Origin of the sequence: Mesorhizobium sp. BR-1-1-10, assembly GCF_020165595.1 — a bacterium.
Classification (GTDB): Bacteria; Pseudomonadota; Alphaproteobacteria; order Rhizobiales; family Rhizobiaceae; genus Mesorhizobium; species Mesorhizobium australicum.
The window spans coordinates 83,210-100,129 of sequence record NZ_JAIUIL010000003.1 but is presented as its reverse complement, the minus strand read 5'-3'; the positions used below and the strand labels follow the sequence as shown (position 1 = coordinate 100,129).

The 16,920-nt window shown below is 63.1% G+C and carries 16 protein-coding genes; 9 read left to right on the top strand and 7 right to left on the bottom strand.

The window, feature by feature from the left end:
• Window positions 1-141 precede the first annotated feature (141 nt).
• From LB555_RS06340 to LB555_RS06325, 4 genes are read left to right on the top strand one after another with little or no spacing between them, the layout of a single operon-like run.
• Window positions 142-1,620, top strand: coding sequence for an ABC transporter substrate-binding protein (locus LB555_RS06340; protein ID WP_224682489.1), 1,479 nt, complete (start codon window positions 142-144; stop codon window positions 1,618-1,620).
• A gap of 34 nt (window positions 1,621-1,654) precedes the next feature.
• Complete coding sequence (locus LB555_RS06335) at window positions 1,655-2,602, top strand: ABC transporter permease (protein WP_224682488.1); 948 nt, start codon at window positions 1,655-1,657, stop codon at window positions 2,600-2,602.
• Window positions 2,599-3,468, top strand: a complete 870-nt coding sequence (locus LB555_RS06330) for an ABC transporter permease (RefSeq protein ID WP_224682487.1) — start codon at window positions 2,599-2,601, stop codon at window positions 3,466-3,468. Before LB555_RS06335 ends, LB555_RS06330 begins: the two co-directional genes overlap by 4 nt.
• Window positions 3,465-5,087: an ABC transporter ATP-binding protein gene (locus LB555_RS06325; RefSeq protein WP_224682486.1), complete on the top strand. Its 1,623-nt coding sequence runs from the start codon at window positions 3,465-3,467 to the stop codon at window positions 5,085-5,087. The genes LB555_RS06330 and LB555_RS06325 overlap by 4 nt, the downstream gene beginning before the upstream one ends.
• Window positions 5,088-5,103: 16 nt before the next feature.
• Here the strand turns inward: LB555_RS06325 and LB555_RS06320 are convergent, their stop codons facing one another.
• Window positions 5,104-5,535, bottom strand: a complete 432-nt coding sequence (locus LB555_RS06320) for a TerB family tellurite resistance protein (RefSeq protein WP_015317458.1) — start codon at window positions 5,533-5,535, stop codon at window positions 5,104-5,106.
• A gap of 114 nt (window positions 5,536-5,649) precedes the next feature.
• On the opposite strand from LB555_RS06320, the gene LB555_RS06315 reads away from it, so the two are divergent.
• Window positions 5,650-6,435 carry a TSUP family transporter gene (locus LB555_RS06315; RefSeq protein ID WP_140724190.1) on the top strand — a complete coding sequence of 262 codons (786 nt, stop codon included), beginning with the start codon at window positions 5,650-5,652 and terminating at the stop codon, window positions 6,433-6,435.
• 51 nt (window positions 6,436-6,486) lie between these two features.
• The gene (locus tag LB555_RS06310; RefSeq protein ID WP_023769888.1) at window positions 6,487-6,657 is read left to right on the top strand and encodes a hypothetical protein; all 171 of its coding nucleotides are present in this window, start codon (window positions 6,487-6,489) and stop codon (window positions 6,655-6,657) included.
• A 167-nt stretch (window positions 6,658-6,824) separates the two neighbouring features.
• On the opposite strand, the gene LB555_RS06305 is transcribed toward LB555_RS06310, so the two are convergent.
• Both LB555_RS06305 and LB555_RS06300 read right to left on the bottom strand, forming a co-directional pair.
• Complete coding sequence (locus tag LB555_RS06305; protein ID WP_224682485.1) at window positions 6,825-8,300, bottom strand: cobyric acid synthase; 1,476 nt, start codon at window positions 8,298-8,300, stop codon at window positions 6,825-6,827.
• Window positions 8,300-8,914, bottom strand: a complete 615-nt coding sequence (locus LB555_RS06300) for a dimethylsulfonioproprionate lyase family protein (protein WP_224595088.1) — start codon at window positions 8,912-8,914, stop codon at window positions 8,300-8,302. The genes LB555_RS06305 and LB555_RS06300 overlap by 1 nt, the downstream gene beginning before the upstream one ends.
• A gap of 144 nt (window positions 8,915-9,058) precedes the next feature.
• Between LB555_RS06300 and LB555_RS06295 the strand changes: the two genes are divergently transcribed.
• The 3 genes from LB555_RS06295 to mmsB are packed head-to-tail and all read left to right on the top strand — an operon-like array spanning window position 9,059 to window position 11,656.
• Window positions 9,059-10,225, top strand: a complete 1,167-nt coding sequence (locus LB555_RS06295; RefSeq protein WP_224595087.1) for an isobutyryl-CoA dehydrogenase — start codon at window positions 9,059-9,061, stop codon at window positions 10,223-10,225.
• A 23-nt stretch (window positions 10,226-10,248) separates the two neighbouring features.
• Entirely contained in the window at window positions 10,249-10,770 is a 522-nt protein-coding gene (locus tag LB555_RS06290; protein WP_224682484.1) for a hypothetical protein, read from the top strand.
• Window position 10,771: 1 nt separating this feature from the next.
• On the top strand, window positions 10,772-11,656 hold the full coding sequence (mmsB, locus tag LB555_RS06285; protein WP_140791778.1) for a 3-hydroxyisobutyrate dehydrogenase: 885 nt from the start codon (window positions 10,772-10,774) through the stop codon (window positions 11,654-11,656).
• Between the two features lie 282 nt (window positions 11,657-11,938).
• On the opposite strand, the gene LB555_RS06280 is transcribed toward mmsB, so the two are convergent.
• The 4 genes from LB555_RS06280 to LB555_RS06265 all read right to left on the bottom strand — a co-directional run bounded on the left by LB555_RS06280 (window position 11,939) and on the right by LB555_RS06265 (window position 16,858).
• Complete coding sequence (locus LB555_RS06280; RefSeq protein WP_224682483.1) at window positions 11,939-12,583, bottom strand: cytochrome c oxidase assembly factor Coa1 family protein; 645 nt, start codon at window positions 12,581-12,583, stop codon at window positions 11,939-11,941.
• 81 nt (window positions 12,584-12,664) lie between these two features.
• Window positions 12,665-13,030, bottom strand: a complete 366-nt coding sequence (locus LB555_RS06275; protein ID WP_015317450.1) for a hypothetical protein — start codon at window positions 13,028-13,030, stop codon at window positions 12,665-12,667.
• 134 nt (window positions 13,031-13,164) lie between these two features.
• A complete protein-coding gene (locus LB555_RS06270) occupies window positions 13,165-14,544 on the bottom strand; it encodes an aspartate aminotransferase family protein (RefSeq protein WP_015317449.1) in 1,380 nt (459 codons plus the stop codon).
• Window positions 14,545-14,788: 244 nt separating this feature from the next.
• Window positions 14,789-16,858: a prolyl oligopeptidase family serine peptidase gene (locus tag LB555_RS06265; RefSeq protein WP_224523119.1), complete on the bottom strand. Its 2,070-nt coding sequence runs from the start codon at window positions 16,856-16,858 to the stop codon at window positions 14,789-14,791.
• Window positions 16,859-16,920 lie beyond the last annotated feature (62 nt).

Here is a 16,920-nt window from a genome sequence, read left to right as displayed (position 1 = left end):
CGGCCCGCCGACAGGGCTGGCACGACAAAAACATTCCCAGCCATCCTGCCTGGCAGCACGAAACGCAATTTACTCCCACGCGAAATCACGCTTCTATCGCCCGGCTTGAGCACGTGTCCTGAACGCATGGGGAGTTGCACGATGAGATTGTGGAAAACCATTCTGGCCGCCGCGGTTCTCGCATTGGCCGCTGGAACCTCCGCCTTTGCGGCCCGAACCGACCTGGTCATCGGCATTCCGCTCGAACCGCCGCATCTCGACCCAACCGCTGGTGCCGCTGCGGCGATCAAGGAAGTGCTCTACGCCAATGTCTTCGAGGGCCTGACCCGGATCGGACCCAATGGCGAAGTGCTGCCGGATCTGGCGGAAAGCTGGACCATTTCCGATGACGGCAAGGTCTACACCTTCAAGCTGCACACCGGCGTCAAATTCCACGACGGCGCCGATTTCAGCGCCGATGACGTGAAATTCTCGCTCGACCGTGCCCGCGCCGACAATTCGGTCAACGCGCAGAAGGGCCTGTTCGCGGCCATCGAAAAGGTCGATGTCATCGATCCGGCGACGGTGAACGTCACGCTGAAAAACCCGCAAGGATCCTTCCTTTACAATATGGGCTGGGGCGACGCGGTGATGGTGTCGCCGAAATCCGCCGACACCAACAAGGAAAACCCGGTTGGCACCGGCCCGTTCAAGTTCCAGAACTGGGCCAAGGGATCATCGATCACGCTGGTCAAATCTGACCATTACTGGGGCGCTCCGGTTTTCCTCGCCAAGGTCGAGTTCCGCATCGTGCCGGATGCCGCGGCCTATGTGCCGGCCCTTTTGTCCGGCGACATCCAAGCTTTCCCCTTCTTCGATCCCGACAGCCTCGCACAGGTCAAGGACGATCCGCGTTTCAAGGTGGTGATCGGTTCGACCGAAGGCGAGACCATCCTCTCGATCAACAACAAGAAGCCACCTTTCGACAAGCTGCAGGTCAGGCAGGCGATCTCCTACGCGCTCGACCGCAAGGCGATCATCGACGGCGCCTCGGCCGGCCTTGGCCTGCCGATCGGCTCGCATATGTCGCCGGCGAACAAGGACTATGTCGACCTCACCGGCCTCTATCCACACAATGTCGACAAGGCCAAGGAACTGCTGAAGGAGGCCGGGCTGGAGAACGGCTTCAAGGCAACGCTGAAACTGCCGCCGCCCAGCTATGCACGGCTCGGTGGCGAGATCATCGCCTCGCAACTTCGCGATGTCGGCATCAACCTGGAGATCATCCCGGTCGAATGGGCGCAGTGGCTGGACCAGGTGTTCACCAAGAAGGATTACGACCTGACCATCGTCTCCCACACCGAGCCCAACGACATCGATATCTATGCGCGCAAGGACTATTACTTCAACTACGACAATCCGACCTTCGACAAGGTGATCGCCGACCTCAACCTCACCTCCGACGAGGCCAAGCGCAAGGAACTGCTTGGCGAGGCGCAGAAGATCCTGGCCGACGACGCCGTGGTCGGCTTCCTCTACGAATTGCCCAAGGTCGGTGTCTGGGACGCCAAGCTGCAAGGCCTGTGGGAAAATGCGCCGATCCAGGCCAATGACCTGACCAAGGTGAAGTGGAGCGAGTGAGGCTCGTGGTGCGCGCGCCACTCCCTCGCCTTCCATGAGCGCCTACCTCCTCAAGCGCCTCGCCATCGCTTTAGCCACGCTGGTGCTTGCCTCGATGGTGGTGTTCGCCGTGCTGGAGATCCTCCCCGGCGATCCGGCGCGGCTGATGCTGGGCATGAACGCCAGTGCCGACCAAGTGGAACTCTTGCGCAACCAGATGGGCCTCAACGCGCCGATCGTACTGCGCTATCTGCACTGGGCCGGCGGCTTGCTCACCCTCGATTTCGGCCGCTCCTATACCTACTCGGTCCCGGTCATCGATCTCGTGCGTGAACGGCTGGCCGTCTCGCTGCCGCTGGCGCTGATCGCGCTCGCGCTCTCCACCTTGATCGCCATTCCGGTCGGCCTGTTTTCGGCCAGCCGGCGCGGACGGGCCGGCGATACGATTTCAATGGGCGTCGCGCAGCTTGGCGTTGCCGTGCCCAATTTCTGGTTCGCGCTGATGCTGATCTATGTCTTCGCCGTCTGGCTGCGTCTGGTCCCGGCCGGTGGTTTTCCTGGTTGGGGCGCCGGCGCCTGGCCGGCACTGAAATCGCTGCTGTTGCCGGCGGTGGCGCTTGCCTTGCCGCAAGCGGCGATCCTGGCGCGCGTCACCCGCTCGGCGCTGATCGAGGTGCTCAACGAGGATTACATCCGCACCGCCCGCGCCAAGGGCCTGCCCTATCGAGCCGTGCTGTGGCGGCACGCGCTACGCAACGCCATGATCCCGGTGCTGACCATCCTTGGCCTGCAGTTCGCCTTCCTGCTCGCCGGCACCATCATCATCGAAAATGTCTTCTATTTGCCCGGACTCGGCCGGCTGGTGTTCCAGGCGATCACCCAGCGCGACCTGATCGTCGTCGAGAGCGTCGTCATGCTGCTGGTCGCCGCCGTCATTGCCGTCAACCTCGTCGTCGACCTTTCCTATGCGGTGGTCGATCCCCGCCTGAGGACCCGGCAATGACGCTGCGCATCGACATCCCCGACGAGACGTTCCGCGGCATCCTGGTCAAGGCGTTTGGGAACACCGCTTTCGTTACCGGTTTCGTCATCACCGTGCTGATCCTGGCGATGGCGGTCGTCTCCTATGTCTGGACACCCTACGATGTGACGAGGCTGGTCATTGCGGACAAGACGCAAGGTCCCTCGCTGGCGCACTGGTTCGGCACCGACCATTTCGGCCGCGATATCCTGTCGATGATCATGGTTGGCGCCCGCAACTCGATCGCCGTGGCGCTGGTCGCCGTCGGGATCGGTATGGGTGTCGGCGTGCCGCTTGGCGCCTTCGCCGCCGCGCGCGGCGGCCTCGCCGACGAGGCGCTGATGCGCATCAACGACCTCGTCTTCGCCTTCCCCGCGCTGCTGTCGGCCATCATGATAACAGCCATCTTCGGGCCGGGCGCCGTCAACGCGATCATAGCCATCGGTATCTTCAACATTCCGGTGTTCGCCCGCGTCGCCCGCGCCGGCGCGCTGGCCGTCTGGCCGCGTGAATTCATCCTTGCCGCGCGCGCCGCCGGCAAGAGCAGCACGCAGATATCGATCGAACACGTGCTGCCCAACATCGCCACGCTGCTCCTAGTGCAAGGCACAATCCAGTTCGCGCTGGGCATCCTGGCCGAAGCCGGGCTTTCCTATCTCGGCCTCGGCGCTCAGCCGCCGATGCCGAGCTGGGGCCGCATGCTGTTCGACGCCCAGACGCGCATGGTGGTGGCGCCGTGGATGGCGATCTTCCCCGGCATGGCGATCGTCGTCACCGTGCTCGGCCTGAATCTTCTGGGCGACGGCATCGCCGACATTCTCGACCCGAAATCGCGGCGGCAGCGATGAGCCTGCTCGAAGTCGATAATCTGTCGCTGGTCATCGGCGACACACAGATCCTGAAAGACATGGAGCTCTCCGTCGCGCCCGGCGAAGTGATGGGGCTGGTCGGCGAATCCGGCTCCGGCAAATCGATGACCGCGCTGACGGTGATGCGGCTCCTGCCCCATGCCGCACGCGCCACCGGGCGCATTACATTCGACGGCATCGATATTCTCGGCGCGACCGAGGACCAGATGTGTGCCTTGCGCGGCGACGACATCGGCATGGTTTTCCAGGAGCCGATGACGGCGCTCAATCCGGTCAAGACGATCGGCGAACAAGTCGCCGAAGGCATACGCTGGCACACCAGGGCAAGCCGTGCCGACGCCGAGGAGCGGGCGCGAAAAATGCTCGACCGCGTCGGCCTGCCCGAAGCGAAATTCCCGCTGTCGCGCTATCCGCACGAATTGTCGGGCGGCCAGCGCCAGCGCGTCGTCATCGCCATCGCCTGCGCGCTGAAGCCGAAGCTGCTGATCGCCGACGAGCCGACGACGGCGCTCGACGTGGTGCTGCAGGCACAGATCCTCGACCTCCTGCGCGATCTCGTGGCGGAGAACCGCATGGGTCTGCTGCTGGTCTCGCATGATCTCGCTGTCGTAACAGAGATGGCCGACCGCATCACCATCCTGCGCCATGGCGAGGTGATGGACGCCGGCGACACGGCGCGTACGCTCTCGGAACAGTTCCATCCCTATACGCGCCAGCTGGCGCAGGCCTCGATGCATGTTCCGGCGCGCGCCAAGCCTCATCGTGTCGGGATGGACCAACCCTTGCTGCAGGTTGAGGGCGTCAGCCGCGACTACCCCGGCCGCCGCATCGCGCTGTTCAGGCGCGCGCCCGACATACGTGCGGTCGACGATGTCTCCCTGTCGATGGCGCCGGGCCAGTCGGTGGCGCTGGTCGGCAGCTCCGGCTGCGGCAAGTCGACCCTTGCCCGCATGATCCTGGCGTTGGACCGGCCGAGTTCGGGCGTGATCCGCTTTCGCGGCGAACCCATCACCGGCAGGAGCGAGGCCGAGCTGAAGCCGGCCAGGCGCGATATGCAGGTTGTCTTCCAGGACCCCTACGGCTCCTTCGATCCGCGCCAGAAGGTCGAAAAACTGGTCGCCGAACCCCTGCATGTCCTGGAGAAAAAACCGACGCGCGCCGAGCGCCGCGAGATGGTGGCGCATGCGCTGCACGAGGTCGGCCTCGACCAACGCGACATGGACAAATATCCGCACGAATTTTCCGGCGGCCAGCGCCAACGCCTGTCGATCGCCCGCGCCATCATCACACGCCCCAAGCTTGTCGTCGCCGACGAGCCGGTCTCGGCGCTCGATGTTTCGATTCGTGCACAGATCCTGGACCTCTTCGCCGGACTCAACCAGAAACTCGGCATCGCCTATCTCTTCATCACTCACGACCTGGCCGTCGCCCGCGCCATCACGGATGAGGTGCTTGTCATGAATGACGGCAAGATCGTCGAGCGCGGCAGGACGAGCGAAGTGCTCGATCAGCCACAATCAGAGGCGGCCAAGGCGCTTGTCGCTGCGGCGCCGGATCTGCGCCGGGCGATCGCGAAACGGATGCAGGAACAGGGGTGAGTTGCCGATCCGCCTGCTACTCTTCCGGCTTCACCACATCGACCGGGCTGATGTCGAGCAAATCGAGCGTGCGGCGCAACAGGCGCACCTCGGTCTCGGCCAGTTGCGAATCCGCCTTGGCGATTTCCGCCATGTGCTGCGCCAATTGCTTGCGCCGCCCGACGTCGAGGTCGCGAAACAGCGCGATCGCCTGCGAGCCGTTGGTCTCGTAGCCGAATTCGTTGAGATATTCGATGACCGCGTCGATGCTGGTTTCCGGAATGCCGAAAGCATCCTTGCAGATGCGCCGGAAGGCGATCATCTCGCTCTCGCTCACCGTGCCATCGGCCAGGATCATCCGGAACAGCATCAGCAGTTCCGCCGACAGGACGGGATCGTCCGCGACCTTGCGCACGCCCGGGTCGCCGTCGAAGATCGAGCGTATCTGATCCAGCAATGCGAATGCCATGAACGGCCCCTTTCCGATTCCTCGTCAACAGAATTAGCGCGGAATCGGCCTTGCGCAAACGGGGTGGCCGTGGTCGAACGCGCGCTGCAGCCGACGGACATCTCGACATATCAGATGATCGACCTCACCGCCCAGACCATCGCCATGCTCGCTTTCGCCGCCTTTGCCGCGGGCTTTGTCGATTCGATTGCCGGCGGCGGCGGGCTGATCACCATTCCGGCGCTGCTGCTCGCCGGTTTTTCGCCGGTCGAGGCGCTTGGAACCAACAAGCTGCAAGGCATGTTCGGCTCCGGGTCGGCGACGATCCACTACGCCTCGAAAGGCCATGTCGACCTGCGCCGGCAGTTGCCATCGGCGCTGCTTGCCCTCGCCGGCGGCGCCATCGGCGCACTGCTGGCCACGGTCGTGCCCGGCGACCTGTTACGCGCGGCCCTGCCGCTGGTGCTGATTGCCATTGCGCTCTACTTCGCGCTCAAGCCCAACATGAACGATGTCGACCGGGCCGAGCGCCTGTCGCCCTTCCTGTTCGGCGTGACCGTGGTGCCGGCCATCGGGTTCTATGATGGCGTATTCGGGCCGGGCGCCGGTTCCTTCTACATGCTGGCCTTCGTGACGCTCGCCGGCTACGGCGTGCTCAAGGCAACGGCGCACACCAAACTGCTCAATTTCGCCTCCAACATCGGCGGCTTCATCATCTTTGCCGCTGTCGGCGTCATCTCATGGAAGATTGGCCTGATGATGGGCGTCGCCCAGTTCCTCGGCGCCCGCGTTGGCGCGAGCTTGGCCATGCGTATCGGCGCCAAGCTGATCAAGCCGCTGCTGGTCATTGTCTGCGTGGCTCTGGCGGTGAAGCTGCTGGCCGATCCGGCCAACCCGTTGCGTGTCATGATTGGTCTGTGATCACGCGCCTGTTACAGTGCTGATGTTCGAATCATGTTGGAGGAGCCAGACATGAATCTCAGCGCGCCTACCCAGATTGTTTTCATCATCTCCGTTGTCATCGCCATCATCGGCATTCTTGCCGCGCTTGGCGTCCTTGCGTTCATTCCGATCGCATCGGTGTGGATTGTTCTTATCGCCTACATCGTGCTGGCCGCCGGCTGCCTGATGCGCGGCGCCTGACAAGTTTCCCTCGACAAGCGGGGACTGAGAGTGCCCGGCCAAGCCGGGCGTTTTTGATTCTAATGCGGGCTCTGCTAGATTCGCTTGGCGGAAGGATGGGCAATGCCAATCGAGATGTCTGGTCGTTCGGCACGTACTGGCCGAAGGCCAGCGAGAAGGCCCGACCTTCAACGCGCCAGCGAAAAAATCGCGTCGCAGTCGAGATGGGTCTCCAGCTCGGCCGCGACTTCGTCCAGCGCCCGCTCGACTTCGGCACGATAGTCGAGGCCACCGCCCTTGATGCCTAGGCTTTCGAGGAATTTCCCGCGAAAGCCGTCGGCGCCGAACAGGCCATGCATGTAAGTGCCGATCACCTTGCCGTCCGCCGAGATCGCGCCATCCTCGGCGCCATTGATGATCGCCGACGGGCGCCTGGTGTCCGGACCCGTGGTGCGGCCGAGGTGGATTTCGTAGCCTTCGAGCGGCAGATCGAACGGTACCGAGCGGGCGGTGACATTGCGCACAGTCTTTTCCGGCTCCATCACCGTCTCGACATCGAGCAGGCCGAGCCCCTCGGCTTCCGTGACGGAACCTTCGATGCCGTCGGGATCGCGTACCATGCGGCCGAGCATCTGGAACCCGCCGCAGATGCCGACGACATGGCCGCCGCGCTTGCGGTGCGCCGCAAGATCCCGATCCCAACCATTCTCGCGAAACTTCAGGAGATCGCCGATCGTCGACTTGGAGCCGGGAATGACCACCAGCCCGGCATCGGCCGGCAGCTTCTTTCCCGGCGGCACGAACACCACTTCGACCTGCGGTTCGGCCTTGAGCGGGTCGAGATCGTCGAAATTCGCAATGCGGCCAAGCATCGGCACCGCCACCTTGAGCGCGCGCGCCTCGCCGGATGCCAGCCGCTCCAGCACCACGGAATCTTCCGAGGGTAGCCGTGGCGCGGCCTTCAGCCACGGCACGACGCCGAAACAGCGCCAGTCGGTGAACTTCTCGATCGCCTTGATGCCGTCATCGAACAGCGAGACATCGCCCCGGAACTTGTTGATGAGATAGCCGACGATCATGCGCCGGTCTTCTTCCGGCAGGATCAGATGCGTGCCCGCGACCGAGGCGATGACGCCACCGCGATCGATGTCGCCGACCAGCACCACCGGCACATCGGCGCGCGTGGCAAAGCCCATATTGGCGATATCGCGGCTGCGGAGGTTGATTTCGGCCGGCGAGCCGGCGCCCTCCACGATGACGAGGTCGGCGCCCTCGCCGACCTTGCCCCAGGACTCCAGCACTGCATCCATCAGCCGGCCCTTCAGCGCCTGGTAGTCGCGCGCCCGCGCCTCGCCGAACACCTTGCCCTGGACGATGACCTGCGCGCCGACATCGGTCTGCGGCTTGAGCAGCACCGGGTTCATATGCACCGATGGCGGCACGCCGCAGGCGATCGCCTGCAGCCATTGCGCGCGGCCGATCTCGCCGCCACCATGGTTGTTGTCGCCGGGGATATCGGCGACGGCGGCGTTGTTCGACATGTTCTGCGGCTTGAATGGCCGCACCTTCAGGCCACGCTTTTTCGCGGCGCGGCAAAGACCTGCGACCAGCACCGTCTTGCCGACATCCGACCCTGTGCCTTGCAGCATGATTGCCCTGGCCATCAGCCTCTGACCTGCGTCGCGGTGCCGGTGATCGTGGATTTTTGCGCCAACGGCCCGCCGCGCCAGATATAGAGCGCCAGCAGCGGCTCCTTGCCCGTTCGCATGGCATGGTTGACGTTGGAGGCATGGTGGACGACCTCGCCGGCCTCCCGCCTGCGAAAACCGCTTTCGCCCATGCGCCATTCCGTACCGCCAGTCAGCGGAATATAGATTTCCTCGGCGACGTGATGATGGTCGGGGTAGACGATCCCGGGTCCAAGAATCAGCAGCCCGGCGGCAGCCTCTTCGTTGACGAAGTGCCCACGCGTGCCGAAGATTTCCAGCCAGCCGTAATTGTCGATGAAGGCCCTGCCGAAATCAGCCTCGGTGTAGGTCTGTCCCCAATGCAGTTCGTTGCGCTGCTCGGCCAGCAATCGCACCAGCGGCCTCGCATCCGGCGGTGCCAGTCCGGCCGCGCGATCAAGATGGCGCAGGCAGCCAAGCGCATGCGGCTCCAACTTTCGGGCCGGCATGTCCCAACCTATGCGTGCCACGGCGTCGCGCACCAGAGCGTCATCGACGGAAGCGAGATAGGCGTGGAACTTTTCCAGCAGCTTATCGAATTTTGTCGTCACATCTTGCTCCGGGCATGCATTGGTGCACAGCCGCTCCGCGATAGGTCGGGTTGCGCGGCGGCATCATTGGTCTAGATTGATGCGCGCGCAAAGCCAAAAACGACAGGCCAGCTAGCTAGCTGGCCAGCCTACAGGGAGCACGCCATGGACGCCGCGGTCGATGCGAGCACCAGCCAGTTCGAACTCAATGAGGAACAGCGTGCCATCCAGGAGATGGCGCGGGCCTTCGCCGCCGATCGCGTGGCGCCCGATGCGCTCGACTGGGACCGCAGGCGACATTTCCCCGCCGATGTGATCCGCGAGACGGGGCCGCTCGGCCTCGGCGGCATCTATATCAGGGACGATGTCGGCGGTTCCGCGCTCGGCCGGCTCGACGCCGTACTGATCTTCGAGGCGCTGTCGCACGCCGACCCGGCCTTTTCCTCCTTCATCTCGATCCACAACATGGTGGCCTCGATGATCGACCGGTTCGGCAATGATGAGCAGCGCCAGCGCTTCCTGCCGAAGCTCACCTCCATGGAATGGCTGGCGAGCTATTGCCTGACCGAGCCTGGCTCGGGTTCGGATGCGGCGGCGCTGAAGACGCGCGCGGTGAAAAGCGGCGGCGATTACATCCTCAACGGCGCCAAGCAGTTCATCTCCGGCGCCGGCGACAGCGATGTCTATGCCGTCATGGTGCGCACCGGCGCCGACGGCCCGAAAGGCATCTCCACCATCGTCGTGCCCAAGGATGCGCCCGGCCTCTCCTTCGGCGCCAATGAGCACAAGATGGGCTGGCACATGCAGTCGACCCGCCAGGTCATCTTCGAGGATTGCAAGGTGCCGGCGGAGAACCTCTTGTCGGGCGAAGGCGCCGGCTTCGGCATCGCCATGGCCGGGCTCGACGGCGGCCGGCTGAACATCGCCGCCTGTTCGCTGGGCGGCGCCCAGTCGGCGCTCGACAAGGCGCTGTCCTATACCGCCGAGCGCAAGGCATTCGGCTCGAAGATCAACCAGTTCCAGGCGCTGCAGTTCAGGCTGGCCGACATGGAGACAGAGTTGCAGGCGGCGCGCATATTCCTCTATGCGGCGGCCTCCAAACTCGACCGCAAGGCGCCGGACGCCGGCAAATGGTCGGCAATGGCCAAGCGCTTCGTCACCGACACCGGCTTCAACGTCGCCAACGACGCGCTGCAACTGCTCGGCGGCTATGGCTATTTGCATGATTACGGCATCGAGAAGCTGGTGCGCGATCTCAGGGTGCACCAGATCCTCGAAGGCACCAACGAAATCATGCGCGTCATCATCGCGCGCGCCCTGATCGGCCGCTAGGTCGGAACTGAGGGGGGATAGCAGTGTTTGGATTCGGCAAAGTGGCTAGCGCCACCTCACTAGTTACTCAAGCTGTTCAACAGATGTTGGCGCCCTTCAACATCTCTGGAGGCCTACCTGTTGGCTTCTGGCGCGACCCTTATGTCATTGGCTACCTCCAAAGTACGATTGGTATGTTGGCCAAATTGGTCAGCCAAGGGGCGCTGGCTGGTGAAAAGATAGGCCAAGTAAATCTGAACGTCTTCAATAATTTAGTCCCAGGGCAAGGTCTTCAACTTCTTAGGATGGCGAACGAATTTTATGCCGAGAAGAACCTCGACTATCTGGACGGCATGGATAAAGGCTCCATGGCAGTGCTGGTGATTTACGGAAGCAGGGATTTCGATACTCATACCGACGTAGAAAAAGCGCGGACGATGGTTGAACAAACGACGATGGACCTCGGACAGTCAGCTGCGCCAGCAGGCCCTGCCGAAGTGGGCTCAATGTTACAATTTTTGCTGTTCAACACAGTTGTGGCAAACCGACTTGGAAGGGCTGAGTAAAATGACGACGATCGCCTTCATCGGCCTCGGCAATATGGGCAATCCGATGGCCGCAAACCTGGTCAAGGCTGGGCATGCCGTGCACGGTTTCGACCTGATGCCGGAAAACCTCGCGGTCGCGCGCGAACATGGCGTCGTCGTCATGGCCAATGCGCTCGCAGCGGTGAAGGATGCCGACGTGGTCATCACCATGCTGCCTGCCGGCAAGCATGTTTTGTCGGTCTATGGGGACATCGCTCCTAAAGCCAGGAACGGCGCGCTGTTCATCGATTCCTCGACGATCGACGTCGAATCGGCGCGCAAGGCGCATGCGATCGCAGCAAAGCACGGCCTGCTGTCGATCGACGCGCCGGTTTCGGGCGGCACCGGTGGTGCCACGGCCGGTACATTGACCTTCATGGCCGGGGGAGCCGACGATGCCTTCTCGGCCGCCGAGCCGATCCTGAAGCCGATGGCCGGCCGCATCGTCCATTGCGGCGGTGACGGCGCCGGACAGGCGGCGAAGATCTGCAACAACATGATCCTCGGCATTTCGATGATCGGCGTCGCCGAGGCGTTCGTGCTGGCGGAAAAACTCGGCCTGTCGCATCAGGCGCTGTTCGACGTCGCCTCGACCTCGTCGGGCCAGTGCTGGTCGCTGACCACCTATTGCCCGGTGCCTGGCCCGGTTCCCACTTCACCCGCCAACAGGGATTACAAGCCCGGATTTGCGGCGGCTCTTATGCTGAAAGACCTGAAATTGTCGCAGGAAGCAGCGCTTGGCGCGGGCGCGGTGACACCGCTTGGCGCAGAAGCGGCGCAGCTCTATGCCCTGTTCAACGCCCAGGGCCATGGCGGCGCCGATTTCTCCGGCATAATAAATTTTCTGCGCGGCAACTCGGCGTAAGCAGCGGATTTGGTTTATTTTTTTCGGGTTCTTCCGGACCAAGGGCCGCAAATTTAGATTTGCTTAAGCTCTCGATAACTCCGCGGTAACGATGTCCCTATAAAACAGATTGCGAGGCGGACATATCGCATCCGCCCGGCGCTCCGGATCAGGTCTCGCGTACCGGAGCCCGTAAGTTTCGCAAGTGTCTTGGTAGCGAAACGCCATGCGTATCTGGCAAAGCCGCGTTCCCGATGGGGCGCGGTTTTTGCATTTCCGGCCCCTTTATTACCAACGATCAGTCTATATTCCGATCGCCGCACCCGGGATCGGCACATGGTCTTCATTGGTCAGCACGATCGGTGCATCGACGCCGTCGACGCGGACCACGAGCAGGCGCGTACTCCATGTGCCGGCATCGCGAACCAGATGGGAATATACGGTGCCCTTGCCCTTGGCGCCGTGGACGGGAATGCTGAACTGGGCGTCGCCCGCGCCATTTGCACTGACGTTGAGATGACCGCCGACCCAGAAATTGTCGGCCAAATCGTCGCCGATGGCGGCCTTGACCCGAACATCGGTGCGGACGGCGTCCATGGTCATGCGGTAGGCGTCGCTGCCTTTGAGCACGAAAGGGATGCTGCCGACCATCGTCGCACAACCGCCGATACTGACCACCCATACGGCAAGGCCGGCAATCGCCCAATTGCGCTGCGTCTTGCGGAACTGCTCGGCGTCGCGCCAAGCCCGGTTTTGCCAAGCCCAGCGGCTGCCGCGCGCGCCGAGCACGAAGATCATGATGAGGTTGACGACGGGGATCAGCGCCAGCAGCGCGATGAAGGTGCTGTTGCCGATGCCCCAAATCCAGTTGAGGAAGAAGGCGCCCCAGTTCCAGCGATCGAGTTCGGCTGGAATTTCAGCCGGTTGGTTGAGCGGTTGTCCGGCCATGTTGTTCCCCATCGGCGTGTATGCCGATTGGTTCTAGCGCAAGACTTCGACGATGCGCAAAAAAGTTCCGGGGCTTCCGCCTCAACCCTTTGTGGAAAGGCGGCGAAAATTTGCCCTCACCGCGCGGCCGGCCGGCTTCAGCGCTGCGCTGATCGACCGTTCGGCCGCGACGCCGTTGAACAGCGACGGCGTTCGACCCGAGAGAACCTCCGGCCAGAAACGTGACGCCGATTGCAGGAAAGACATTTGCGCCGCAAGCGCGCCCTCGGCCATGGCGACGGTCTTCTCGCTGACAGCCATTGCCGTCTCCGCGCTCCAGGGCTCGCCGCTTCGCGCCTCCATGGCCATCAGCGGCAGCCGCATCATCACCACCAGCGGCGCCAGCATCAGGTCCGCGCCAAGGCTGGCCGCCTCTTGCACGCGTCGGCTTTTGCCGGTCTTTCTCATGTGGGCAATCCCCTGTCGCGGCCGGATCGGCCGCCCCTTACATTACGCTCCGAAGGCGAAATTCGTTCCCGCTCATACCGTATATTTCCGGGATTGGGCGTTTCTTCGCAGAAACGCCCAATCGAGGTTTGCTCCTATCGCTTGCGCAGGTCCGCCTGTGCCAGGTCGAGCGCCTTGCCGATGCGCTCGCAAGCCATGTCGATCGTATCGCGGGTCCAGATCAGCGGCGGCGACAGGATCATCGTATCGCCGGTGGCCCGCAGCATCATGCCGTTGGCGATGGCGTGGTCGCGCACCGTCACCGCGGCACTTCCCGACGGCAGGAAGCGCTCCTTCGTCGCCTTGTCCTTGACGATCTCGATCGCGCCCATCAGGCCGATCGAGCGCACTTCGCCGACCAGATCATGCCCGGCAATACGCTCCTGCAATGCGCTAGCGAAATAAGGTCCGGTGTCGTTCCTGACACGGTCGACCAGCCCTTCCCTCTCGATGATCTCCAGGTTCTTCAAGGCCACAGCGCAAGCCACTGGGTGCCCCGAATAGGTGTAGCCATGGTTGAATTCGCCGCCCTTCTCGACCAGCGTCGAGGCAATGCGGTCGCCAACCAGCAGCGCCGAAAGAGGCTGATAGCCCGAGGTCAGCGCCTTGGCCGTGGTGATGGTGTCCGCTTCGATGCCGAAGGTCTGCGCCGCGAACCACTCACCTGTGCGGCCATAGCCGGTAATGACCTCGTCCAGCATCAAAAGCACATCGTATTTGCGGCAGATGCGCTGCACTTCGGGCCAGTAGCTCGCCGGCGGTATCTTGACGCCGCCCGCGCCCATCACCGGCTCGCCGATGAAGGCCGCGACCTTGTCGGCACCGGCCTCGAGGATGGCATCCTCGACGGACTTTGCCGCGCGCAGGCCGAAATCGTGGTCGCTTTCACCCGGCAGAGCCAGCTCGTAGGCATAGGGCATCATCACATGGACGATGTTGGGCACCGCACCGTTGAGCTGCTTGTGCATGGCATCCATGCCACCGAGCGAAGTGCCGGCAATGGTCGAGCCGTGATAGGCCATCTTGCGCGAGATGACGCGGTTCTTCTCCGGCTTGCCCTCAAGCACCCAGTAATGGCGCACTAGGCGCAAGGCGGTGTCGTTGGCCTCCGAACCGGACGAGCCGTAAAACACCTGGTTCACGTTGCGTGGTGCGATCTCGGCCAGCTTCTTCGACAACAGCACCGGCGTCGGCGTGGAGCATTTGAAGAAGGAATTGTAGTAAGGCAGTTCCTTCATCTGTGCATAGGCGGCCTCGGCCAGCTCGTCGCGGCCGTAGCCGATATTGACGCACCACAGGCCGGCCATGCCGTCCAGCAGTTCCGTCCCTTCGGAATCGTAGATGAACGGGCCATTGGCGCGGGTGATGACGCGCGCGCCTGCCTCACGCAGCTCCTTATGATCGGTGAAGGGATGCAGGTGATGCGCGGCGTCGATCTGCTGAAGCTGCTTCAGCGAATAATTCTGGTAGGTCATTGATTTGGTCTTTCCTCTGAAATCATTCCGGCGGTGCCGGGGCGAATTCGTCAGAGGACGGCAGGCGGCGAATAGCCGATGCGGGCGCACAGCCGCAAAAGCTCGGCGCGGAGCGTGCGTGACGACGGTGTCACCGCGACCCGGAATGCGCGAGCTGATAGTCTAGCGAGAGCCATGAAGGTACCTTAGAGCAAAGGGCGGTCGAGGTGAACCACCCTTTGCTCAGGGGTGCCATGGAATGAGGTCAGGCTTTTCCGCCCAGTGCCCGCTGCAGGAAGACATACTTCATCGCCGTCTGCGCCGCCTGCGGTCGGCGGTCGCCGCGCCCGCCATGTCCGCCCTCGGTCTCCTCGAAGAACAGCGTCCTGCCGTGTCCTGCCTCCTGCAGGCGGGCCGCCATCTTGCGCGCATGGCCGGGGTGAACCCGGTCGTCGGCGGTCGAGGTCGTCAAGAGCACCGGCGGATAGCCGGCATCGGCCTTGACATGTTGATAGGGCGAATAGGCGGAAAGCCACTTGGCGTCTTCCGGCTTCGACGGATCGCCATATTCGGCCATCCACGAAGCGCCCGGCGGCAATTCGGTGTAGCGCAGCATGTCGAGCAGTGGCACCTCGATGATGACGGCGCCGAAAAGCTCGGGATGCTGCGTCAGGGAAGCGCCGGTCAGCAGGCCGCCATTGGAGCCGCCCTGGATGCCAAGCGATTGAGCCGTGGCGATACCGCGCCTGACGACGTCCTGCGCCACTGCCGCGAAATCATCAAACCCGTTCTGGCGTTTGCCTTTCAGCGCCGCCTGGTGCCAGGCCGGTCCGAACTCGCCGCCGCCGCGAATGCAGGCCTGCACATAGGCATTGCCTTTCTCCAGCCATAGCTTGCCGCGCACGCCGGCATAGCCGGGCAACAGCGGCACTTCGAAACCGCCATAGCCGTAGAGTAGCGTCGGCACCGGACCGTTCTGGTCGCGCCGCCTGACGACGAAATAAGGGATCATCGTGCCGTCCTTCGAGCGCGCCTCGAACTGCTCCGAGATCAGCGGCGAGGCATCGAAGCGGGCCGGCTGCGATTTCACGGTCGCCAGCGTCTCGCCATTGTCATCGGACCAGATGATCGAGCTTGGCGTCAGGAAATCGGTGAAGGAAAAGGAGACGGTGGAGCCGAAATGCTCGGCATGGCTGATGCCGACAGTGCCGTTTTCAGGCAGCGCGATGGGTTTCAGCGACCAGGCGCCGCGCTCGCGCTCGCAGACGAGAACCTTGCCGCGCACATTGTCCATCAAGCTGATGAACAGGCGGTCCTGCGTTCTTGCGAGCCCGGCAATGGAAACCCGATGCGCCGGCGCCAACAAGGTTTCGATGGCGCCAAAACCGCCGGTTTCGATCCAATGCGCGAAGTCGAAGGAGTAAAGCCCGTCCGGCTGGCATGCGGTGCCGTCCGGCGCCGTCCATGGCGTGCGCACCCCGAACACCAGTTGATCCCTAAAGAGCGAGGTGTCGGTGACGTCGTCGGGCAGCGGGATGCGGCGGTTCTCGCCCGAAGGCAGGCGCAGGAAACTGTGCGATGCGAAGAAGTTGAGTGTCCGCGCCAGAAACAGGTGACGCTTCTCGCCGTCGAACTCGACACCGGCGCCAACGGCAAGATCCTCGATCTCTGCCTCGAAGATCGGGGTCGCCTCTTCCAGCCTGGTGCCGCGCTTCCAGAGCTTGACCACGCGCGGATAGCCGGATTCTGTCTTGTCGGCCTCTTCGAAAGCGGCCGAGATGATGACCGTATCCTCGTCCAGCCAGCCGAAGCCCGATTTCGACGCCGGCGCCTGAAAACCGCCTTCCACGAAGGACTTGGCCGCGATGTCGAACTCGCGCATCGCGCTGGCGTCACCGCCATCGGGCGACATCGAGACCAGGCAGCGGTTGAAATCGGGGTAGAGCCTGACGGCGCCGCCGAACACCCATTTTATCCCCTCCCTCGCAGCCAGCTGGTCGAAGTCGATGATTGTCTCCCAGTCGGGCTTGTCGGTCTTGTAGGAAGCGACTGTCGTGCGGCGCCACAGGCCGAGCGCATTGGTCTTGTCCTGCCAGAAATTGTAGACATGACCGGCGATCGCCGCGCCAACCGCGATATTGTCCTCGGCCGTCATCAGGTCGAGCGCCGTCTGGAACGACGCCTGATAGGATGGATCGCCCTGCAATTCCGCCACCGTGACCTCGTTCTGGCGATGCACCCAGTCGAGCGATTCCTTGCTTGTCCTGTCCTCCAGCCAGAGGAACGGATCGCCGGTCTTCTGAAAGGGCTGGGCTCTGGTTGTCGAAGCGGTCATGCAGGTCTCCGGGATTTTGAACGGCTTCGCCTACATTGCGTTGGCGGCGCTGACATTCAAGG